This window comes from Halobellus sp. Atlit-38R, assembly GCF_003665925.1.
GTDB classification, from domain to species: Archaea; Halobacteriota; Halobacteria; order Halobacteriales; family Haloferacaceae; genus Haloquadratum; species Haloquadratum inordinatus.
On record NZ_QXIJ01000005.1, the window covers coordinates 86,341 to 104,782 of the forward strand.

At 60.9% G+C, this 18,442-nt stretch carries 14 protein-coding genes; 7 read left to right on the forward strand and 7 right to left on the reverse strand.

Features of this window, described 5'->3' with window-relative positions:
* Nucleotides 1-24: 24 nt before the first annotated feature.
* Complete coding sequence (locus tag D3D02_RS08775; protein ID WP_121569604.1) at nt 25-306, reverse strand: winged helix-turn-helix domain-containing protein; 282 nt, start codon at nt 304-306, stop codon at nt 25-27.
* 552 nt (nt 307-858) lie between these two features.
* Between D3D02_RS08775 and D3D02_RS08780 the strand changes: the two genes are divergently transcribed.
* Nucleotides 859-3,018: a hypothetical protein gene (locus D3D02_RS08780; protein ID WP_121569605.1), complete on the forward strand. Its 2,160-nt coding sequence runs from the start codon at nt 859-861 to the stop codon at nt 3,016-3,018.
* Between the two features lie 123 nt (nt 3,019-3,141).
* Nucleotides 3,142-5,430, forward strand: coding sequence for a hypothetical protein (locus tag D3D02_RS20275; protein WP_158599336.1), 2,289 nt, complete (start codon nt 3,142-3,144; stop codon nt 5,428-5,430).
* Nucleotides 5,431-5,785: 355 nt separating this feature from the next.
* Here D3D02_RS20275 and D3D02_RS08790 read toward each other — a convergent pair whose 3' ends face one another.
* Complete coding sequence (locus D3D02_RS08790) at nt 5,786-6,904, reverse strand: DUF5305 domain-containing protein (protein ID WP_121569606.1); 1,119 nt, start codon at nt 6,902-6,904, stop codon at nt 5,786-5,788.
* A 275-nt stretch (nt 6,905-7,179) separates the two neighbouring features.
* On the opposite strand from D3D02_RS08790, the gene D3D02_RS08795 reads away from it, so the two are divergent.
* Nucleotides 7,180-7,494 (forward strand): hypothetical protein, encoded by a 315-nt coding sequence (locus D3D02_RS08795; protein WP_121569607.1) that lies wholly within the window; start codon nt 7,180-7,182, stop codon nt 7,492-7,494.
* Nucleotides 7,495-7,522: 28 nt separating this feature from the next.
* On the opposite strand, the gene D3D02_RS08800 is transcribed toward D3D02_RS08795, so the two are convergent.
* Both D3D02_RS08800 and D3D02_RS20280 read right to left on the reverse strand, forming a co-directional pair.
* On the reverse strand, nt 7,523-8,683 hold the full coding sequence (locus D3D02_RS08800; protein ID WP_121569608.1) for a signal peptidase I: 1,161 nt from the start codon (nt 8,681-8,683) through the stop codon (nt 7,523-7,525).
* 134 nt (nt 8,684-8,817) lie between these two features.
* Nucleotides 8,818-9,468: a hypothetical protein gene (locus tag D3D02_RS20280; RefSeq protein ID WP_147435594.1), complete on the reverse strand. Its 651-nt coding sequence runs from the start codon at nt 9,466-9,468 to the stop codon at nt 8,818-8,820.
* Nucleotides 9,469-9,952: 484 nt separating this feature from the next.
* On the opposite strand from D3D02_RS20280, the gene D3D02_RS08805 reads away from it, so the two are divergent.
* The 3 genes from D3D02_RS08805 (at nt 9,953) to D3D02_RS08815 (ending at nt 11,454) form a co-directional block, all read left to right on the forward strand.
* Nucleotides 9,953-10,546, forward strand: coding sequence for a hypothetical protein (locus D3D02_RS08805; RefSeq protein WP_147435595.1), 594 nt, complete (start codon nt 9,953-9,955; stop codon nt 10,544-10,546).
* Nucleotides 10,543-10,995: a hypothetical protein gene (locus D3D02_RS08810; RefSeq protein WP_121569610.1), complete on the forward strand. Its 453-nt coding sequence runs from the start codon at nt 10,543-10,545 to the stop codon at nt 10,993-10,995. Before D3D02_RS08805 ends, D3D02_RS08810 begins: the two co-directional genes overlap by 4 nt.
* Nucleotides 10,996-11,274: 279 nt before the next feature.
* Nucleotides 11,275-11,454 carry a hypothetical protein gene (locus D3D02_RS08815; protein WP_121569611.1) on the forward strand — a complete coding sequence of 60 codons (180 nt, stop codon included), beginning with the start codon at nt 11,275-11,277 and terminating at the stop codon, nt 11,452-11,454.
* Between the two features lie 42 nt (nt 11,455-11,496).
* Here D3D02_RS08815 and D3D02_RS08820 read toward each other — a convergent pair whose 3' ends face one another.
* From D3D02_RS08820 to D3D02_RS08830, 3 genes are all read right to left on the reverse strand, one after another.
* Nucleotides 11,497-12,120, reverse strand: coding sequence for a helix-turn-helix domain-containing protein (locus D3D02_RS08820; RefSeq protein WP_233560625.1), 624 nt, complete (start codon nt 12,118-12,120; stop codon nt 11,497-11,499).
* 348 nt (nt 12,121-12,468) lie between these two features.
* The gene (locus D3D02_RS08825) at nt 12,469-13,413 is read right to left on the reverse strand and encodes a hypothetical protein (RefSeq protein ID WP_121569613.1); all 945 of its coding nucleotides are present in this window, start codon (nt 13,411-13,413) and stop codon (nt 12,469-12,471) included.
* A 349-nt stretch (nt 13,414-13,762) separates the two neighbouring features.
* Nucleotides 13,763-15,088, reverse strand: coding sequence for a CoA-binding protein (locus D3D02_RS08830; protein ID WP_121569614.1), 1,326 nt, complete (start codon nt 15,086-15,088; stop codon nt 13,763-13,765).
* Between the two features lie 207 nt (nt 15,089-15,295).
* On the opposite strand from D3D02_RS08830, the gene D3D02_RS08835 reads away from it, so the two are divergent.
* Nucleotides 15,296-18,439 carry a right-handed parallel beta-helix repeat-containing protein gene (locus D3D02_RS08835; protein ID WP_121569615.1) on the forward strand — a complete coding sequence of 1,048 codons (3,144 nt, stop codon included), beginning with the start codon at nt 15,296-15,298 and terminating at the stop codon, nt 18,437-18,439.
* The last annotated feature ends 3 nt before the right edge of the window (nt 18,440-18,442 follow it).

An 18,442-nucleotide genomic window follows, 5' to 3' on the forward strand; every position in this document is an offset into this window, starting at 1 on the left:
GATCCCGCTGGCGGGTGGTATCGTTCACGTCTCGCTTGCTAGTCCTGCCGTGTTGATGGTGGTCCAGGTCTGCTCACCTTTATCGGTGAGGTCGTACTGCCGATTCTTCCGTTGTTCTTCGGGCACGATCAACTCGACGAGCGATCGGCTCCGGAGACGACCGAGTGCCCGCGAGACGTGCGATGGCGAGAGCCCCTCGGCCTCGGCGATCTCGGTCGTCGTCGCCGGCCCCTCGCTGAGGACTGTGAAGACGGCGACGCGGTACTTCGAGGAGATTACGAATCCGATGGCGTCCCACTCTGACATTGCGAGGTGATTACTGCAGTGTGACCTTTGGTATACGCTTGCTATCCGCCCGTATGGTCACGATTGGAACCGACGCGGTAGGTACGTCCGCGCTTACCGAGTGAACGTTCGAAGAGTGGCGGGAAAGCCGTTCCGTTCTCTCCCTTCGACGACGTTGCTATCTATATTGCTACCGAACTCGCCGAGTGAATCCCGCGCTTGTGTCTCAGGCCGAATCCGATCGAACGCGACGCGCTACCCCCTGTTGTGACGAAAAGACGTAGCCGCATCCACCGTTCCACTGAGTGCCGATCAGTTGACTCTGCGGACCTGCGTCGTTATTGTAGTTGTTCTATCTCACAAACAGTCTTTACCGCGCAGGCCTCCCAAATCGCCCCCGAGAGCGTATTTCGCGCTCGGAGGCAGAGAGTTTTTACCTAGGTCACTCGGTGTCTTTGTCAGATATACGGGATTGCTACGAAATTTCTGTAGAGTGGATAACAATGTACTGACAATAGGGTAGGAGATAGTGGGTGCAGACCCGCAATGAAACGACATAGGTTAACACAGTTGATGGTCATTGTCGTCGTTCTCTCACTCACATTGAGTGGAATCGGCGCAGCACAGTCGTCGAACGCCTGTGCTGTCAACGAGGACAATGAAGGCACACAAGATCAAGCGTTCGAGCGCGAACAAGCACAATCGCAAACCGGCGAGGACAACTCGCAAAGTCAGAGCCAAATCGCGGTGATGGTCGCCGGCGGCGATCAGTGTGGTGAAGACAACACAGCCGATCAAGAGCAGTTCTTAGAACAGCTCCAAGAGCAGATTCAGGAGGGCCAAGAGAACGCCCAGTCCCAGAACCAAGATTCGGGACAGTCTGAGTCTGCCACTCAGGCTGGTGAAGACAACGAACAGAACCAGGGTCAAGAAGTTGCACAGGACCAGTACCACAGCCAGGTCGCTGAAGAAAGCGAACAGGAGAGCGACCAGGACGCGGGACAGTCCCAGATGCAGACCCAAGACGGAGCCGACAGCCGACAGTCCGTCTACCAGTACCTGACGCAGATCCAAACGCAGGTGCAACAGGCCATCGAGAACGGCTTCCAGAACATCTCCCAGGCTGGCGAGCAGACGCAGACCGCCAACCAGGACGGGGATGAGAGCACGCAAGACGTCACCCAGAGCCTCGATCAAGATCAGTACCAAGAGCAGTGGGCTGACGACAGCGATCAGACGGGCGACCAAGAAGCGGATCAGGACGATACCGTCCGCCAGAACGCAGACGAGAGTTCCCAGGACGTCCTCCAGGAGATCGACCAGGATCAAGAACAGTACCAGTACGGCACTAACGTGGTCCAGGACTACTACCAGTGGGCACGCCAGCAGGCGAACATCCACCAGCAGGGCCTGGACAACAGCCAGACCGTCGAAGAAGAGATCTCCCAGGATCAAGATCAGTTCCAGGACGCCGAAGATAGCGAGCAGTACCAAGAGCAGTGGGCGCGCCAGCAGGCGAACGTCCGTCAGCGCGGTGAGGACAACGACCAGGACCTCGGCGAAGAGATCGACCAAGGTCAGTCCCAGACGCAACTCGCCAACGACAGCGAGCAGGATCAAGAGCAGTGGACCCGTCAGCGACTGAACGTCCGCCAGCACGGCGAGGACAACGACCAAGACTACTACGTGACCAGTAGTCAGGGTCAAGAGCAGTCGCAGATGGGTGAAGAAAACGATCAGGAGCAGTCCCAGGAAGCACGGCAGTTCAACGGCAACCAGCGCCAGCACGGCGAAGACAACACCCAGTCGCGCGACCAGACTTCCGCTCAGGAACAAGGCCAAGCGCAGTCGGGTGAGATGAACGAGCAGGCGCAGGTCCAAGACAGTAGCCAGCGTGGCCGGCAGATGCAGGACGGCGAGGACAACACCCAGACTCGCACGCAGGACGCCACGCAAGACCAGGGACAGACCCAGGTCGGCGAGGACAACTCTCAGGACCAGGTCCAGTCCAACGACCAGGGTGAACGCACGCGGCAGTCCGGCGAGGACAGCACCCAGACGCAGGACCAGTCCAGCGACCAGACCGAGAGTCAAAACCAGGCCGGCGAGGACAACTCCCAGGAACAGACGCAGGATAACTACCAGCGTGCGGACGCCCGGCAGACCGGTGACGACAGCACGCAGTCGCAGGACCAGACCTCGACGCAGGGTCAGGGCGAAGACCAGGCTGGCGAGGACAACGATCAGGACCAAGACCAGGCGAGCAGTCAGGAGCAGACCTCCAGGCAGACTGGTGACGACAGTGACCAGTCCAGCACGCAGACCTCCGGTCAGGAGCAGGCACAGACTCAGGACGCCGAGGACAGCGACCAGGACAGCAGCCAGGACAGCAGTCAGACGCAGGACGCGACGCAGTCTGCAGACGACAGCAGTCAGTCTCAGGACCAGACTTCGACGCAGTCCGAAGGACAGGACCAGACTGGCGAAGACAACGAGCAGGAACAGACGCAGGACAGTGACCAGGACCAGAGCGCGACGCAGTCTGGTGAGGACAACACTCAGTCCCAGAGCCAGGCCTCCGGTCAGGGTCAGTCACAGTCGCAGTCCGGCGAGGACAACGACCAGACGCAGTCCCAAGAGAGCGACCAGGAGCAGTCCCAGACTCAGTCAGGTGAAGACAACGACCAGAGCCAGAGTCAAACGATCAGTCAGAACCAATCGCAGGACCAGTAACTGAACGAAGCGCTCGCCGCCTGACGGCGGCCAGTTTTTTCTTCGATAATGAATACACAGCTCAACCGTAGCTCGCTGGTAATTGTTGCCATAGCGATTGCTGTCGTTCTCGGAACGTCAGGAATGGCGGTCTCGCTACAGAGCTCAGGAAGTCCACTCCTGGATGGCAGCACTCAACAGTCGAGCATAGACATAGTTGGATCGGGCGCCGACGCCGGCGGAGGCTCCTCCGCAGCAGTCGGTGAGAACGACGGTGACACTGGGCCAAATTCGAATGGCGAGTCGGGTCCGTCGACGACCGAGGATTCCAGTGACTCGTCCGACGGTGCCTCCGACGCGGCAAGCGATAACGGAAGCACACAGACGCAGAACAGTTCGCTGATTGTCTCGGGCGACGACGAAGACGACGAGGAGAGTTCGGACGGAAGCGATAGCTCCGACGACAGCTCGGACGACAGCTCGGACGACAACGACGACAGCGATAGCGACAGCAACGACAACGACAGCGACAGCAACGATGGTGAGGACGGCGCTAACGACGAGAGTGACGGCAACGACGGTGACGACGACACCTCCAACGACCACCACTCCGACGACGACGATGTCGACGACGCGGACGGTGCCGATGGGAACGTCGACGCCGGTGACGACCCGGTGAGCGAGGACAACACCCAATCGAGTAGTCAATCCGCCGACCAATCACAGGACCAATCGCAGTCCGCCACGGACAGCGATCAGGGTCAGGATCAGGCCATCGCTCGCGGACAGACCCAAGAGCAGACCGGTCAGAACAACGACCAAGACCAGAGCCAAGACGCCGGCCAGAGACAGGCGCAGAACCAGGCTGGCGAGAACAACACCCAAGCACAGGGTCAGGAATCGACAGCCTCTCAGCAGCAGGATCAGGCCGGCGAAGACAACCGCCAGAACGAAGAACAGAGCAGCTCCGATCGGCAGGGCCAGGTCCAAGGCGGTGCGGAGAACGCCCAAGCACAGAACCAGACCTCAGAGCAGGCTGCAGAACAAGCCCAGTCCGGTTCGGATAGCCAGCAGAACCAGGGTCAGAACTCGGACCAGGACCAGCAGCAGGCCCAAACTGGGACCGACAACACCCAGGCGCAGTCGCAAGCGGACGGGCAGTCGCAGGACCAGACGCAGTCCGCAACGGACAGCGATCAGGAACAGCGGCAGTCCGACGCACAGTCGCAGAGCCAGACGCAGTCGGGAGCAGACAACGCCCAAGAGCAGAACGCAACGAGCGAGCAGACGCAAGACCAGACGCAGTCTGGTGACGGCGCTGATCAAGACCAGAGCCAGGACGTCGGCCAGGCCCAGGATCAGACGCAGTCCGGTGAAGACAACGAGGAGACGCAGGATCAGAACGCAGAGCAGAGCCAGAGTCAGAGCCAGTCGAGTGCGGACGGCCAGCAGGGCCAGTCCCAAGACACCGATCAGTCGCAGGACCAAGAGCAGACTGGCGAAGACAACGAGCAGGACCAGACGCAGAACAGCGATCAGTCACAGGCGCAATCGCAGTCCGGTGACGACGCTGATCAGGGTCAACAGCAGACGGTCGATCAGGACCAGGCACAGGCGCAGTCGGGTGACGACAACGACCAAGATCAGAGCCAGAGCGCAGACCAGGATCAGACACAGGATCAGAGCGACGGCGACGGCGAACAGCAACAGACCGTCGATCAGTCGCAGAACCAAGAGCAATCGGTGTCTGAAGGCTCCGGTCAAGGACAGGGTCAATCCCAGGGCACGACGACCTCCTCGGACGGTCAGATCACCACCAGTGTGCAGGTGACGATCGAGACGACCGTGAACGGGCAGTCGTTCCAGGACCAGACGCAGGTGTCCAGTCAGACCCAGACCCAGCAGACCGGTGAGGTGATGACCGACGGCGGGCAGTCCCAGAGCCAGGTCGTCATCCAGAATCAGGTTCAGGTCCAGGTCGGCGACAACAACGATCAGAGCCAGAGCCAGAGCGCAGACCAAGACCAGAGTCAGAGTAGCGGTGACTCCTCGAGCGACGGTGACGCCCAGCAGCAGGAGCAATCCACCGTCCAGAACCAGGGTCAGACGCAGGTCGGCGACGACAACGAGCAGAGTCAATCGCAAAGCACCTCCGGCAGCCAGCAGCAGAACACCGGATCTGACGGCGACGGTGCCGACAGTTCCAGCGACAGTAGCTCCGGAGACTCCGACGGCAGCGATGCCAGTACGTCCAGTGACAGTAGCTCCGGGGACTCCGACGGCGACGATGCCAGTACGTCCGGTGACAGTAGCTCCGGGGACTCCGACGGCGACGATGCCAGTACGTCCGGCGACAGCGATTCGAGCGGTTCGGGCGGCGACAGTTCCAGTGAGTCCAGCAGTAGCGACTCGACGCAGAGCAACGACGCGTAACGCCGAGACACCGACCATCCGGTCGGTCTTCGGACGCCCTTTTTTCGATCGGTCTCCGTCAGGAGCCTCTGCCGTCGCACCCACAGCGCCGCTCGTAATAGCCGCTCGTGAGGATGTCGAATGCTTCCGGGGAGCGACGAGGAACAGGGCCACTCGCAGTTTCCAGCTTCGAGTGCTCTCCTCTCAGGCCTCCCGCGGGTTTCGACTGTCTCCTCAGCGAGAACGTGACTGTGCTATTGGCCGAGATCGCCTTGACCTGACCCGTTTCGATTAGAATTTGGGCGTCGCGTCTCGGTCCTCGACTACCGACTCTCGGGGTGATCGAGGAGGTCCCTGCTCCTCCGCTGGCCGTTCGCTACTCTTCGGGTGCCTCGGTTGCATCGGATTCTTCGCCCGACTGGTCTCCGTCGGGTTCTGCCGGCGGCCGATACGTGTAGAGGTAGCCGTCGTGGACCACGTAGTAGGCCTCCCTGTCGGGATCTTCGACGACGCCGTTGTCGGTGTCGATTGCGAAGTCCACGAGCGCGCTCAGCGATTGCGCCTCCGCTCGCGGCAGGTCGAACGCGTCCGCGGGGAGTTGGATCTCGGAGATCCACTCGTCGAAGTCGTTGCGGTCGTCCTCGTAGGTGAGCCGTTCTCGCTCCGCCGGAGTGAGCTCGATTCGGTCCTGGCTTCGCACGTACGCTAGCCCGGCCAACGCGACCAGCGACCCGAGGAGAAGGGCGGGGCCGCCGAAGCTCCGCAGTGGCCCGTAGGTTCGGTCGACCGCCACCGTCTGCGTCGACTCGTACTGGTCGGTCATACTCCCCATCTCGGTGGGTCTGTAGGTGCCTCCCTGAAGCCCGACGGCGAGCGTGTGATTCCGAACGTCCGCGACCTGCTGGCCGTTCACCGATCCCTCGAAGTCGACGACTGCGCGGACGAGCACCTGGGTCTCGCCGGGCGGGTTTCCGAGCCGTTCGGTGATCTGTTCGGTCCGGTTCGCGGTCGCGTTCATATCCAACTCGAACGGCACGCGCATTCGTTCACCCGGCGCGAGCGACTCCGTCGACGTCGTCTCCAAGTCTCTGGAGGTCTGCCAGACGACGGTCGCGTTCTCCTGGCCTTCTTCGATCCCCCGCTGGATGAGTTCGAGCGAGACAGTTCCATCCAGGTCTCCGCTCTCGCTCGCCTCGTAGGTGAAGACGTACTCGCCCGAGAGCACGGGCGTGACTTCGGTGAAGTAGATCGACCGATCGCGGAGCGTCGTGCCCACGGGATACACCGGGTTGTCCGCAGTAACTGTCGCGGAGTGGTTGAACCACGCGGTCGTTCGCCAGGATGGCCCCGGGTGCTCTTCGGTGGTCGTCCCGGGATCGACGTGCGTCGTGTAGGTGACCCAACCGCCGAGTCCGGCGAGCAGCACGAGCACGACGACGACCACGAGAAACTGCCGGTCGAGAAACGCCCGCACCCGAAGCGATCGTTCACTCATTAGACATTTCTCTCGGTGTCTCCTCCTTCGTTATGGCGCTCGTGAACGCCCCAAACGGTCTTTACTGGCTAATTAGCGGACCCACAGAGCGCGACGAAATGTCGTGCCTCTCGTTAGCACGACGCTATCCGAATCGCCCGGTGTCTTTACCGAACAGCCTCGAACCGCCGTTTCGAGCGACGCCGTGCTTACTTCGAGCGGCCCTCTCTCGCGGGCGTATTCGCTGTTCATAACCTTATCCCTGGATCCCGAACCCGTCGCACGGAGGCGAATTGATGAAACCGATTACGAAACTTCCGAGTCGGCCCCTTCGACCCCCGGACCTCGCGGTGCTGGAAGACGAACAGATCGAGGTCGTGCCCTACGGCGGCGTCCCCGCGAAGAACGATATGGGCATCTACGCGCTGAAACTGCTCGTCGGGGAGACGGCGCACGCGCTCGGATACGACGACGAAAAGGCGGAGTGGCAACACCTCGCGATCAGCGACGGCACGAAGCTCGCCGCCGCGGACCGCCGACTGGACGCGGTCCTCGACGACTGGGTGCAGGACATCTACGGCGACCAGTTCCAGGTGCTGAAGAAAACGTGAGCGACGCAGTGGGACAGTTTCCTTTTGGCTAGTAGAGATTCCTGATCGCGCGCCGGATGCGAGTGAGCGTCGAGAGATCGCGGCTGCGCGAGCGGTTCCGGATTCGTCCGGTGCCGAGGAGCGTGATGCCGAAGATGTAGAATGGAATCCCGATGAGGGCGTCGATGGCGACGATCGGTGCCCAGGGATGGATGCGGTACAGCGAGTCGATGACGCTGGTCGGGAGGATCGCGAGATAGCGGTGTTCGGTAACGAAGCGGCGGTAGTAGCCCGTTTCGTCGGGTGCGTGGAGAGTGACGGTAGCGTTTACTACAGTTCTTCCCCGGACGTACGTCTGGTGCGGTTGAATCTTAACGCCATTGCTTGCCGACACCAGATAGACGGTCACGGGGACAAGACCGCCGTTACTGACCGGGTAGATCACATCGTTTGACTCTCCGGCTGGTATAACGGTTGGTCTGTTGGACTCGAACTCTGAGCTTACAATTTCGTGTTTTTGTGTTTCGGACGGTCCGACCATCGCAGCAGTTGCGCCTAATAAAAGCAACAGAGCTAACGCACCGACCACGAGTCGGACGTTGGCTCCTGTCATTCGGGACCCTTCTCTATCTGCACGTTGAGTGTTGCTGCTCCGCCATTCGCCGAGGATATACCATATGAGTGTAACAAAGAAGAATACATAGGCGAATCCTTGGGCTCCGAGAAGAGAGCGCGTTCCCAGTAATCCAGCGAGGTGTCGTTGAGTTGTTGTGAGTACCATTTGAGTTCCTTCAACAACCTTGCCGAGGTGTGGAATAGCTACCACCTCACCATTCATTTGTAAGGCCTGAGCGACAATTTGTGCCCGTCTGACGGGAGGTTCACTGCTGTCTTGATCAGTGAATGGATTGGCGTCACCTTTCGTTATGTAACTATTTTCTGTCCTCTCAACAACGCGATGGGTCGTGAGGCCACCACCTTGAATTTCCTCAGCTTTGAAAATGATGACGTCACCCTCTCTTATAGAGTTATCAAACTGAGTTGGGATAGCGACGAAACCCTCACCGGGCTCAAGGGTAGGAGACATACTACCTGTTTCAACGTAGCTTAACAGAATCGGTTGACCGAGAACGGAGCCAGATACGAGCGAGAGAGCGAGAATAATTGCAGCTATGACAACAAGATTTTGTGCTATCTTTCGAACCGACATTGGTGGGTGTTTGTTTCTTCTCCAATCTGTTATTTACTACGCACTCTTGATTACTAAATATAGCTAGTACTTATATAGTTAATTACATCTTTCAGTCATAGATCTATTCGAAAAAGTAGATTATGACGACTGTGTTATAGCCCGTCGGTATCAGGAGTTGCGTCAGCGTAGAGCCCAATATCGTCGGGAACATCTCCAAGACTGGTTGACGCGTTACTCCCTAGCGATTGGAGGTCGTGATTCAGATAGAACCCGAAGTGGATATACAAGTCGTCACCTGGCCCAAGATCTTGAGTAGAATAATTTGGACTTGGATGATAGCTCGGAGCTGGACTAGCATTAAATGGAATCATATTGGTAACACCCGGGTTATCAAGTTCCGAAGAGGAATAGTACACTGCCATTGGTCCTCCAGGATCCTCATTCGGGTAAAGATCACCAATAGCAGGCGAGCCATCATCGTTGCCGAGTTCGAGCCGAATCGTATTCGTCCCCTGATTTTCTACTCGAAGTACGTTTGCAAAGACCGTGTCCGCTCTCGCGTTTAAGCCATCACCATTTTGACCCCCGTTGCTTCCGTCAAACTGAAGTTCAACTGTATTACCAGTCTGAGCGGCGTAAACGCTACCGGATGCATCGATAGCTAAATAGGCACTGGCATCGCCTGCCGTATCAACATTTATGGTTCTTTCTGCTCGCACACTCGCGAACGCACCTGTACCCATTGCAGCCGCCCCGCCGGCGGCGAGCGATCCGAGTCCGACCACGAATTTGCGTCGTTGCATTGGTTTTCGACCTCGTTTACACGCGCCCACCTGCAGATGTCGACGACGTCGGCACCGCCCGTCACACTGTCGTCCACTGCGGCGCGTATCCAATCCATCAGGTGCGACCCACTTTGGAATATACGACCAGTGGATCCAGGAAAGAGACCCCGCGGATTTCGAGGGGACTGTTTGACACTTTCTGGGGGTCTCTTTGTGGGCTGTTCAGCCGTGATTTCGACGCTAAACGCGATCGAGTGTGTAATCACCCAATTATGTCAATTTAGTATCTACTATAATTTGCTCGATTATGGTCGGTGTACGGGGGACGCATCCGCGACTCCGGGATTTGTCCCGCAATTAAATATCGAATATATGATTGGTTTAGTAGACAGTGCATAGAGCCTTTGGGATAGTATGTAGAGTCTATACTAAAGTGAAAGTCAGTTGACCCGAAGGATGGATCGGCAATGGGAGGATACGTGTTGCGGCTCGGGACGGAAGGATGAGTAAGGCACAACGGAGCAACGGACAAGTGTCGTCGGTTGGGGGCCCGGAGTTCTCGAACGACGAACTGCTCGAAGTGCTCAGCAATCAACGCCGTCGATTCACGATTCACTATCTCAAACAACGGAAGGGAGAACACGTCTCAGTTTCCGAACTCACCGACTGGGTCGCGAGCTGGGAGAACGACACGGAGATCGAGGCGCTCACACATCAGGAACGAAAGCGCGTCCGCAACGCGCTGCGGCAGTTCCACCTGCCGAAGATGGACGACCACGGGTTCATCGAGTACGATGCGCGGCGCGGGACGGTCACGCTCACAGACGAGGCCGCCGACGCGAATTTCTACGTCGACTCGCTCACCGGCGGCGACATCCCCTGGGGGATCTACTATCTGGGCCTCTCGGCTTTCTGTGGGCTCTGTCTGCTCGGCTACTGGGCCGGACTGTTCCCGTTCACGTTAGTCGAACCGTTCACCTGGAGCGTGTTCGTCCTGACCGCGTTGACTATCTCGTCGGTCGGCCACTTCTACGACAACTACTACCGGATGCGACTGGGCGCGCGCGAGAAGCCGCCGGAGGTGGACGAGGGATGATCGACCGTCGTCAAGTGGTGCTCGTGGCCGCGCTGCTCGCCTCGCTCGCGCTCGTTTCCAACACCGCGGCGTACAGCTCGGTACACGCAGACCGGGGCGTGCAGGTCCAGGTCGTCGGCGACGAGGATGCCTACCTCGGCCTCCAGCGCACGACCACGAACGCGAGCAACGGCACCGCCGATCTCGACGTGACGGTCTCGAATCAGTTCGCTGCGGGGACTGATCTCACGGAGATCGAGACCTCCGTCGATGGCACCGCGGTCGACCTCGCCAGCGGCGGCTCGCTCGCCCCGGGCGAAACCAGCTCACACACGTTCGCGAACGTCTCCTGCGGCGACGCCGTCGCGATCGACGCCTCCGGGAGCGGCGTGCGCGTGTCCCTGAAGCGAAGCGTCCCCTGCGGTAATACGAGCTTAACGACTGAAGAGACGACGAACGAAACGACGTAAACTCAGTAATATGACCTTACCAACCGCAGGCGCGTCCGGATCCGATGCGATCCGGAAACGCTATCATCAGGCGTTGAAAACCCAGAATATTCGGATTGTAGCCAACTGAGAACGGACCTGATGTGGTCTCTTATTCGACAGGCAGACAGTATTACAAGTATACTACTGTAAAGGAAACCAAAACGGAGCAGGCTGTCACCACGCTCCGACGAGTAGCCGTTCCCGTATGAGAGTATTCGACATATTACAAGGTCCTGTCATCCCGGATGAACCGACGAGATGTCATCGAAAGGGGACCTCGACGAGGGGCTCACTCCTCTCCGTGCGACGGTGGTCGAATACGAACACAAGCCGAGCGAGTGCACGATCCACCCGGTCGACCCCCCGGAAGGTGGCCAGACCACGGCCTGGATCACGGCCGAGGAAGGGTCCTACGTCGCGTTGGCGACCACGCGGTGAGCGCGCCGCCCGACGCTCCTACCGCGGAGCTGAGACGGCGACTCACCTGAGCTGTTCCGAGAGCACTTTTTGTATCCCTCGCCGCAGGCGCTGGGAGGCGGCCGTATCTGAGATGCCCAGTCGGTCCGCGAGCGTCTGAAGCGTCGCGCCCCGCGGGACGTCGAAGTACCCGCAGGCGAGCGCCTCGTTCAGGGCCTCGCGCTGTGGCTCGGTGAGCATCGATTCGACGCCGTAGTCGGCGATCCCGGCGGAACTCCGGACGCTCTCGACGGAGAACTCGATGTCTTCGTCGCTACAGCGGTGATACGAGGCGGTGAACGCCTCGTGAGTCGGGTAGCGGAGCGTCAGCGACCAGCCGTCTGCGGTGCCGATCCCCTTGAGACACGTCGCATCCGCCTCGGCGATCACGTCGAGAAACGGTGTCGAAGTCGCGGCCCAGTCCACTTGGAGTACTAACCCCCCGTCGACTGCATCGAGGACTTCGACTTCGTCAACGGTCTCGTCGCCGCCGACGGCCTGCGTTACCCACGGCGCGTCCTGGCTAGCGATCCAAAGCGTGGGCGTCGTCCGTTCGCGAAACGGCACCACTCGTTCGAGTTCGATTCGGACGCCGGGCCGTTCGCTCAGTGCGTCGGCGAGGAGGAACTCGTCGGCCGGGATCCGCACTCTCGTACAGACGACCATACTGATAGGTGAACCTTCGTACACTCCTCGTCTTGTTATAATTCCAGTTCTCTCGGTAGTCGCCCGTTACGCCACTCTGATGTCCCCCGGTCAACCGGACGCGTGGCGAACCGGACGGCTCCGGCAACTGTCGGAGGCTCTCGAAATACGTCCGATTTGGGAGTCATACAGTAGCGTCTGCACGTCTTCACGTCCTCGTATCAACGCCGTCGTACGAGGAGCGTTATCAGTTACAAACGCCGCTCCGTCTCGACGCTGATTCATATACTGTTCCGCCCATTCGGTCAGATAATATTGTATTCTAGTATATATCAAATATATTGTCTGAGTCTACTCGTCCGCCTCGTTGACGTAGAGTCCGTATCGGAACAGCGCCTCGTCGTACCACAACAACTGTCCGTTCGCGGCGCGGTCTACGGCCCCGAGTCCGAGGGCATCCAGCAGCGTCTCGAAGTCCGCCGAGAGCGGAGTCGTCTCTTCGTGTCTACCCCGTTCAATTGCCTGATCGAGCAGGTTTCGGACGCCTGCAGCGAGCGCGTCTTCCGTCACCTCGGCGTCGATTCGGGAGCCGAACACGACGTCACGAAACGCCGCCCGTGAATCGGCTACGTCGATTGCCAGCGCCGTGTATGCGGTCTCCATAATGCGCTCACGGCTCACGTGCACGCGGTAGGCCCACGTCCCGCTCTCGGTCATCGTGACGACCTGGCCGTCCAACGCTCCCGTCGCGAGCCGGCTCTCCAGTTCGGCTGGTCGGCGAAGTACGTAGGCGTCGTCGCGCAGTAACTCCGCCGTGCTGGTCTCGCCGCCGGTCTGTGTGTAACTGTGGAGGATCTTGAGCACCCGCGCGCTGGGCTGTTCGAGCGAGTCGATCAGGATTGCGCTATCGGGGACGTCTTCGGACGGTACGGACTCGACGCGCACGAGCGGGCGGGACAGTTCTTTGCGCCCGGTCACGACCTGTTCCGTCTGATAGTACGATCCGTCGTACTCCACGTAGGCGTCGTCCGGGAGCGGTTCGTACCCGTAGGTCGTATAGCGGCCGTCCGGGAGAATACGATCCAGCGCGGCCCGTGCCGGATCGCCGAACAACGCCCCGTCGTCGGGTTCGTAGAGCGCATATTCCGTGGGGGTGGCTTCGACGCGGTCGACGTCGAGCGTGTACGTGCGTGCCGGGTCGTCGGCGCCGATTGAGTCTGCCGTCGAACAGCCAGCGAGCGCGCTCACTGCAACTGCACCGGCGGTCTGGAGGAGCGTCCGTCGGGTAGGGACCATAGGGAACGCACGTGGTGCAACGGAGTTGAGTCCATCGAATTTGCGATCTACTGATGCTAGTCGCGAATAGTCTGCGTAGTTATGTTATTCTGAAGCACTCGCTTGAATTATAAGATAGATCGGCTGGCAGTCTACGAGGAGTGCCGCCTCGGCAACAGAGAAAGCGGAGACACGGAACGCGTCGTTACAGTCGCGAAGGCAGTCCCTCAGAGAGACGTCGGCACGTGGGCCGATCGCCCCGCAGTCGGTGAGTCGACGCCACCGACGTGAGGCGTGCGTCCGTGTCGACCGACCCACGGTGAGAGGATCGACCGCGTCGAGAAGGCCGTGGCCGTGGGGCCCAGAGAGCCTAACGGATCGAGTCGACGAGGACCGACGTGGCGTACGCACCGCGTTCGGGGGCGTCGAACGTCGGGATACCGAGGTCTTCCATCCGCTTGCGGTCCGGTTCGAGCGCGTCGTACGGTCCAGCGACCGTGAAGACGATCGGCTTGTCGAGGTCTTCTCTGAGCTGTTCGAGTTCTTCGACCGGATAGCCGAGCGAGTGCTCGAAGATCTCGTAGACGAGGACGATGTCGACGTTGTCGTCGCGGGCCACCGCGTCGATGACCTCGCCGAACTGCGGCATCGGACGCCCCGTGTCGACGGGGTTCTGATCGTAGGTGAATCCGAGGAGCAGATCGTCGAGTTTCTCGTGGGTCTCGTCGGTCAGTTCGGGGAAGTTGACGCCCTGGTCAGCGAGGTAGTCGGCCATCATAATCCCGGGGCCGGCTTGCGCCGTGACGATCCCGACGTTCGGGCCGTCCGGAACGGGCGACTTTCCGAGGACGCGGCTCGCGTCGAGCAGTTCGGTCACGGAGTCGGCCATCACGCCGCCGTTGTTGGTGAGGATCTCTTCGTAGCGCTCGTAGTCCTGGTTCGGTGCCGCCGTGTGCGACTGGACGAACTCGTGCATCCGGTTGCCCGACTTGAGCGCGACGATCGGCGTGTCGGCGTCTTCCACGACGGTCTCGAACTGATCGATCTCGGAGGTCCCCTCGATGTGGAGGCCGATCGCCTTCGTCTGGGGGTCTTCGTCGAGCATCGGAATGACGTCGTCGAAGTCGGTGTTCACGCGGTTCCCGAGACCGTACATCCCGGAGATGCCGTAGCCCTCCCGTTCGAGCTGGAACGTCGAGGTGACACCCACGCCGCCACTCTGGGCGACGATGGCGACCTCGCCCGTCTCGATCTCGTCGAAGCCGGGGACGAACGAACTGAAGATGTTCTTGTGCGGAATGATGTGGCCGGCCGTGTTGGGGCCGAGAACCGCGATGTCGTACTCCTCGGCGATCTGTCGGATCTCCGCTTGTCGCTGCTTGCCGTCCTCGTCTGCTTCGGCGAACCCACCGGCGAAGACGACGGCGGCACCGACGCCTGCCTTTCCACAGTCCTCGATGACGCCGGGTGTGGCGGGCGCGGGGACACAGCAGAGCGCCAGATCTGCATCAGTATCTGCGACCGAGTCCACGAACTCGTACCCGTAGACCTCGCCCTCGCCTTTCGGATTGACCGGGTAGACCGGGCCGTCGAACTCTTTCGCGTTCGCCATCGCGTCGTTACCCAGTTTGCCTGGCGTCGCAGACGCGCCGATGACCGCGATGCCGGACGGATCGAGTAAGTCTGAGATTCCCATACCTACACACGAGTCTAAGATTGAGATATAAATTTCGAAAAGACCGTAATTGATTTTTAGTGATTATTCGATGGAGTTTCACGTCGGCGCTGTCTGCCGACTTTTCGATTGGACGTCGTCGAGAGCCCAATAACAAGCTCGCGTCGGTCGGCCACCATACGTTTTTTATCCAGAGGCTACTGAGGTTAGGTATCTCTTATTTGTGAAATGAACTCCTCGAAGGCTTCCGGGCTCCACACGACGCTGACTGCCCTCCTCGCTGCGGCACTGGTCGCTTCTCTTATAGTCGGACCCGTAGGTGCTACGGCACCCGAGGAAGACGTGACGTTCGTCGAATCGGCGATCACGACGGACACGACGTGGACTTCCGAGGGGGGTCCCTACCGAATCATCCAGGACATTCGCGTCGAACCCGGCGCGACGTTGACGCTGGAACCGGGGACGCGGGTTCAGCTCGCTGAACAGATTACACTCACCGTGAGCGGGTCGCTCGACGCGACCGGAACGGAAGCGCGTCCCGTGACCATCTCCAGAAGTGAAGGGGCGTCTCCCGACCGCCGGTGGGAGAGCATCCGGTACAACGGCAGCGACGACTCCCGAGTCGTGGTCCGCAACGCGACGCTCACTGGCGGGGTGCACGGCGTCACCGTCGCGAGCAGTGCGGGATCGATCGAAATCGTGGATTCGACGATGCGGGACTTCGAGACGGCGGCCGTTTCGGTCGGTGAGATAGGGGCAACACCGGAGGTCACGATCCACCGTTCGACCTTCGCGGACGTAGAGGGCCACGCGATCAGTGCCAGTCCGTCGTTCGGCGCGACCGACCGCGCCTCGCTCACTGCCGTTCCGGACGAGCGGACGGAACAGTCGGATCACACGCTGTCGCTCCACCCGGGAGTCGGCGTCGCGTTCGATACCATCCGACTCGAGTATTCGTCCGCCGACACCGTTGCGGGAGTCGAGCGAGAGACGCTCGACCGAATCGGCCTCGACCGTAACCGAAACGGGACGATCGATCGATCGTACATCGACTACGTCCAGAACGTCTCGACGACCGGCGGCGACGTTCGGATCGCGCTCAACCGCACGTTCCGAATCCCGAGTGATGGACGTCTCACGGTCGAATACGGCGGCGCCGTGAATCCGCAGACGCGTGGTATCTATCCCGTCGACGTCCGGCTCTTTCACGATGGCGTCTCTCAGCTCTCGGACGGCGTGCAGGCTGCTTACGTCGTTGGTGGGGTGACGTCGCCCGTCCGATCCTCGGGGTCGGCGACGACGCACGTTCGCCGCCTCACCGTTCGACAGTCGCAGTTTCGCGACATCGCGGGCACGGGTCTGTTCGTCGCCGCCGATCGCGTCACGGGACTGCGCGCCGTCGACAACGACGTCGCACAGGTAGGCGGCGACGGGATCGCCGTCCGGGCGAAAGACAGCGAGGGTGCCTTCTGGTACAACGACGTTGCGGCGTCTGCCGACGGGATCTACGTCGAAACGTTATCGCGAGCGAAGGTTACGGGCTATGAGAACCACATCAGCGGCAGCGAAACCGCCATCAAAATCCGGCAGTCGGGCACGCGAATCCGCAGAGAGGCGAACGTCACGCTTCGACGCAACCACCTCACGGACAACGACCGCCACGGCATCGACGTCACGACGCGAACGCTCGAAGTGCGGCTTCACCTCGCGAACAACACCGTCCGCGGGAACGGTCGTGACGGGATCCACCTCTCGAATTGGATCGTCCGACGGGGGGACATCTTAGACAATCGGATGGCGGCCAACGGCGACGACGGACTGGCGCTCGATGGCACGCTCGCCGCAGATCTGCGCATCGCCCGCAACGACGTTAGATCGAGCGGCGGCGACGGCGTCACGCTTCGGACCCAGGCCGCCGTCCGCGACCTCACGGTCCGCAACAACACGCTCGCCGACGGTGATGGCCACGGGCTCGCGGTCCAGAGTAACCTCCTCGTACACGACGTCGACGTCGACGGGAATCGGCTCGCGAACAACGGCGGTGCCGGTCTCCTCGTATCGAGTCCGATCACCCACCGGGGCGCTCTCACGCTCACGGACAACGTCGTGGGGGCCAACACGTACGGCATCGTGGTCCGGGGACTGGTCCGGACGACCATCCGAGACAACGATGTCGTCTTCAACACGAATGCGTTCACCGACGCCGTCCCTCTCCGAGGAGTCACCCCGGGGACGGGAGTGTACGTCGCCGAAGGCGCCAGCGGCGTCGTCGTGAATCAGGCGAACGCGGAGATATCGCTCTCGGACCTCGTCGCGAACCCGACGTTGAATCAGGAACTCACGATCGCTCGGCTCTGGGACGACACTGTCGTCGTCCTGCGGAGCGACGGCGAGAGCGAAGCGCGCGCTGCGGAAGCAAGCGCGGTGACAATCCGGCGGGTCGGTGACTCGCTCCCCACCGGCATCGCGGTCCCGAAGACGGGGGCGGCGAACGAAACGTTTCGGGTCGTTGGAAACGACGTGTACGGGCAGCGGCGCGGGCTGACCGTCGACGTCGCGCCGCTGATCGCCGCGAACACGACGGCACGCATCGTCACCGAACCGGTCCGAACCGTGCACGCGGAATCCAACTACTGGGGCTCCGACCGTGGGCCGTATCACTCCTCGATTCTCCCCGAAGGCGAGGGGAACGCCGTCGTGACCGAACGGGGCTGGGCCGACTTCGTGCCGTTCCGAACCGAGCCCACTGGGACACGATATGCTCGGCCGACGCCCCGGATCGACGCCCCCGTAGGTGCCATCCCGGACCAGCGGGTCCGGATCTCTGGTACGGGATCGACGAGCGGCACCGACCGCCTCGCTGTGGACCGCTATCACTTCGTCGTCAACGGGACTGAACGAGCTGCCCAGTCGGCACCGAATTGGAGTCTCGTGATGCCCACAGAGCGGCTCCGCATCGAACTGGCTGTCGAAGACGCTCTCGGCATCGACAGCGCCAACGCGACAGCCGTCACGGTCGACCCGCAGTCGGAGACGACACCGACAGCAACGTCGACAGCGGTCGGCGGGACGCCGTCGCCGACGCCGTCCGACGTGACGCTCCTCGGCAGTCTCGGGTCGCTCTGGGGACTGCTCGGATCGCTGCTGTACCTGTCTGCGCTGCTCCTCGGCGGCGTCGGGATGGCGTATACGTTCCGGAATCAGTCGCCGCCGGTCGGTGGACTGCAGGTCCAGGGTCTCGCCGCCACCGGCGTTCTCGTCTGGCTCGTCAGCGGCCTGCTGGGTCCTGGACCGCTTGTCAGTGTCGGGCTCGCTGCCGGCCTCGTGTGGAGTCTCCTAACTGGTGTCGCATACGTGTTAGCGGTTCGGTGATCC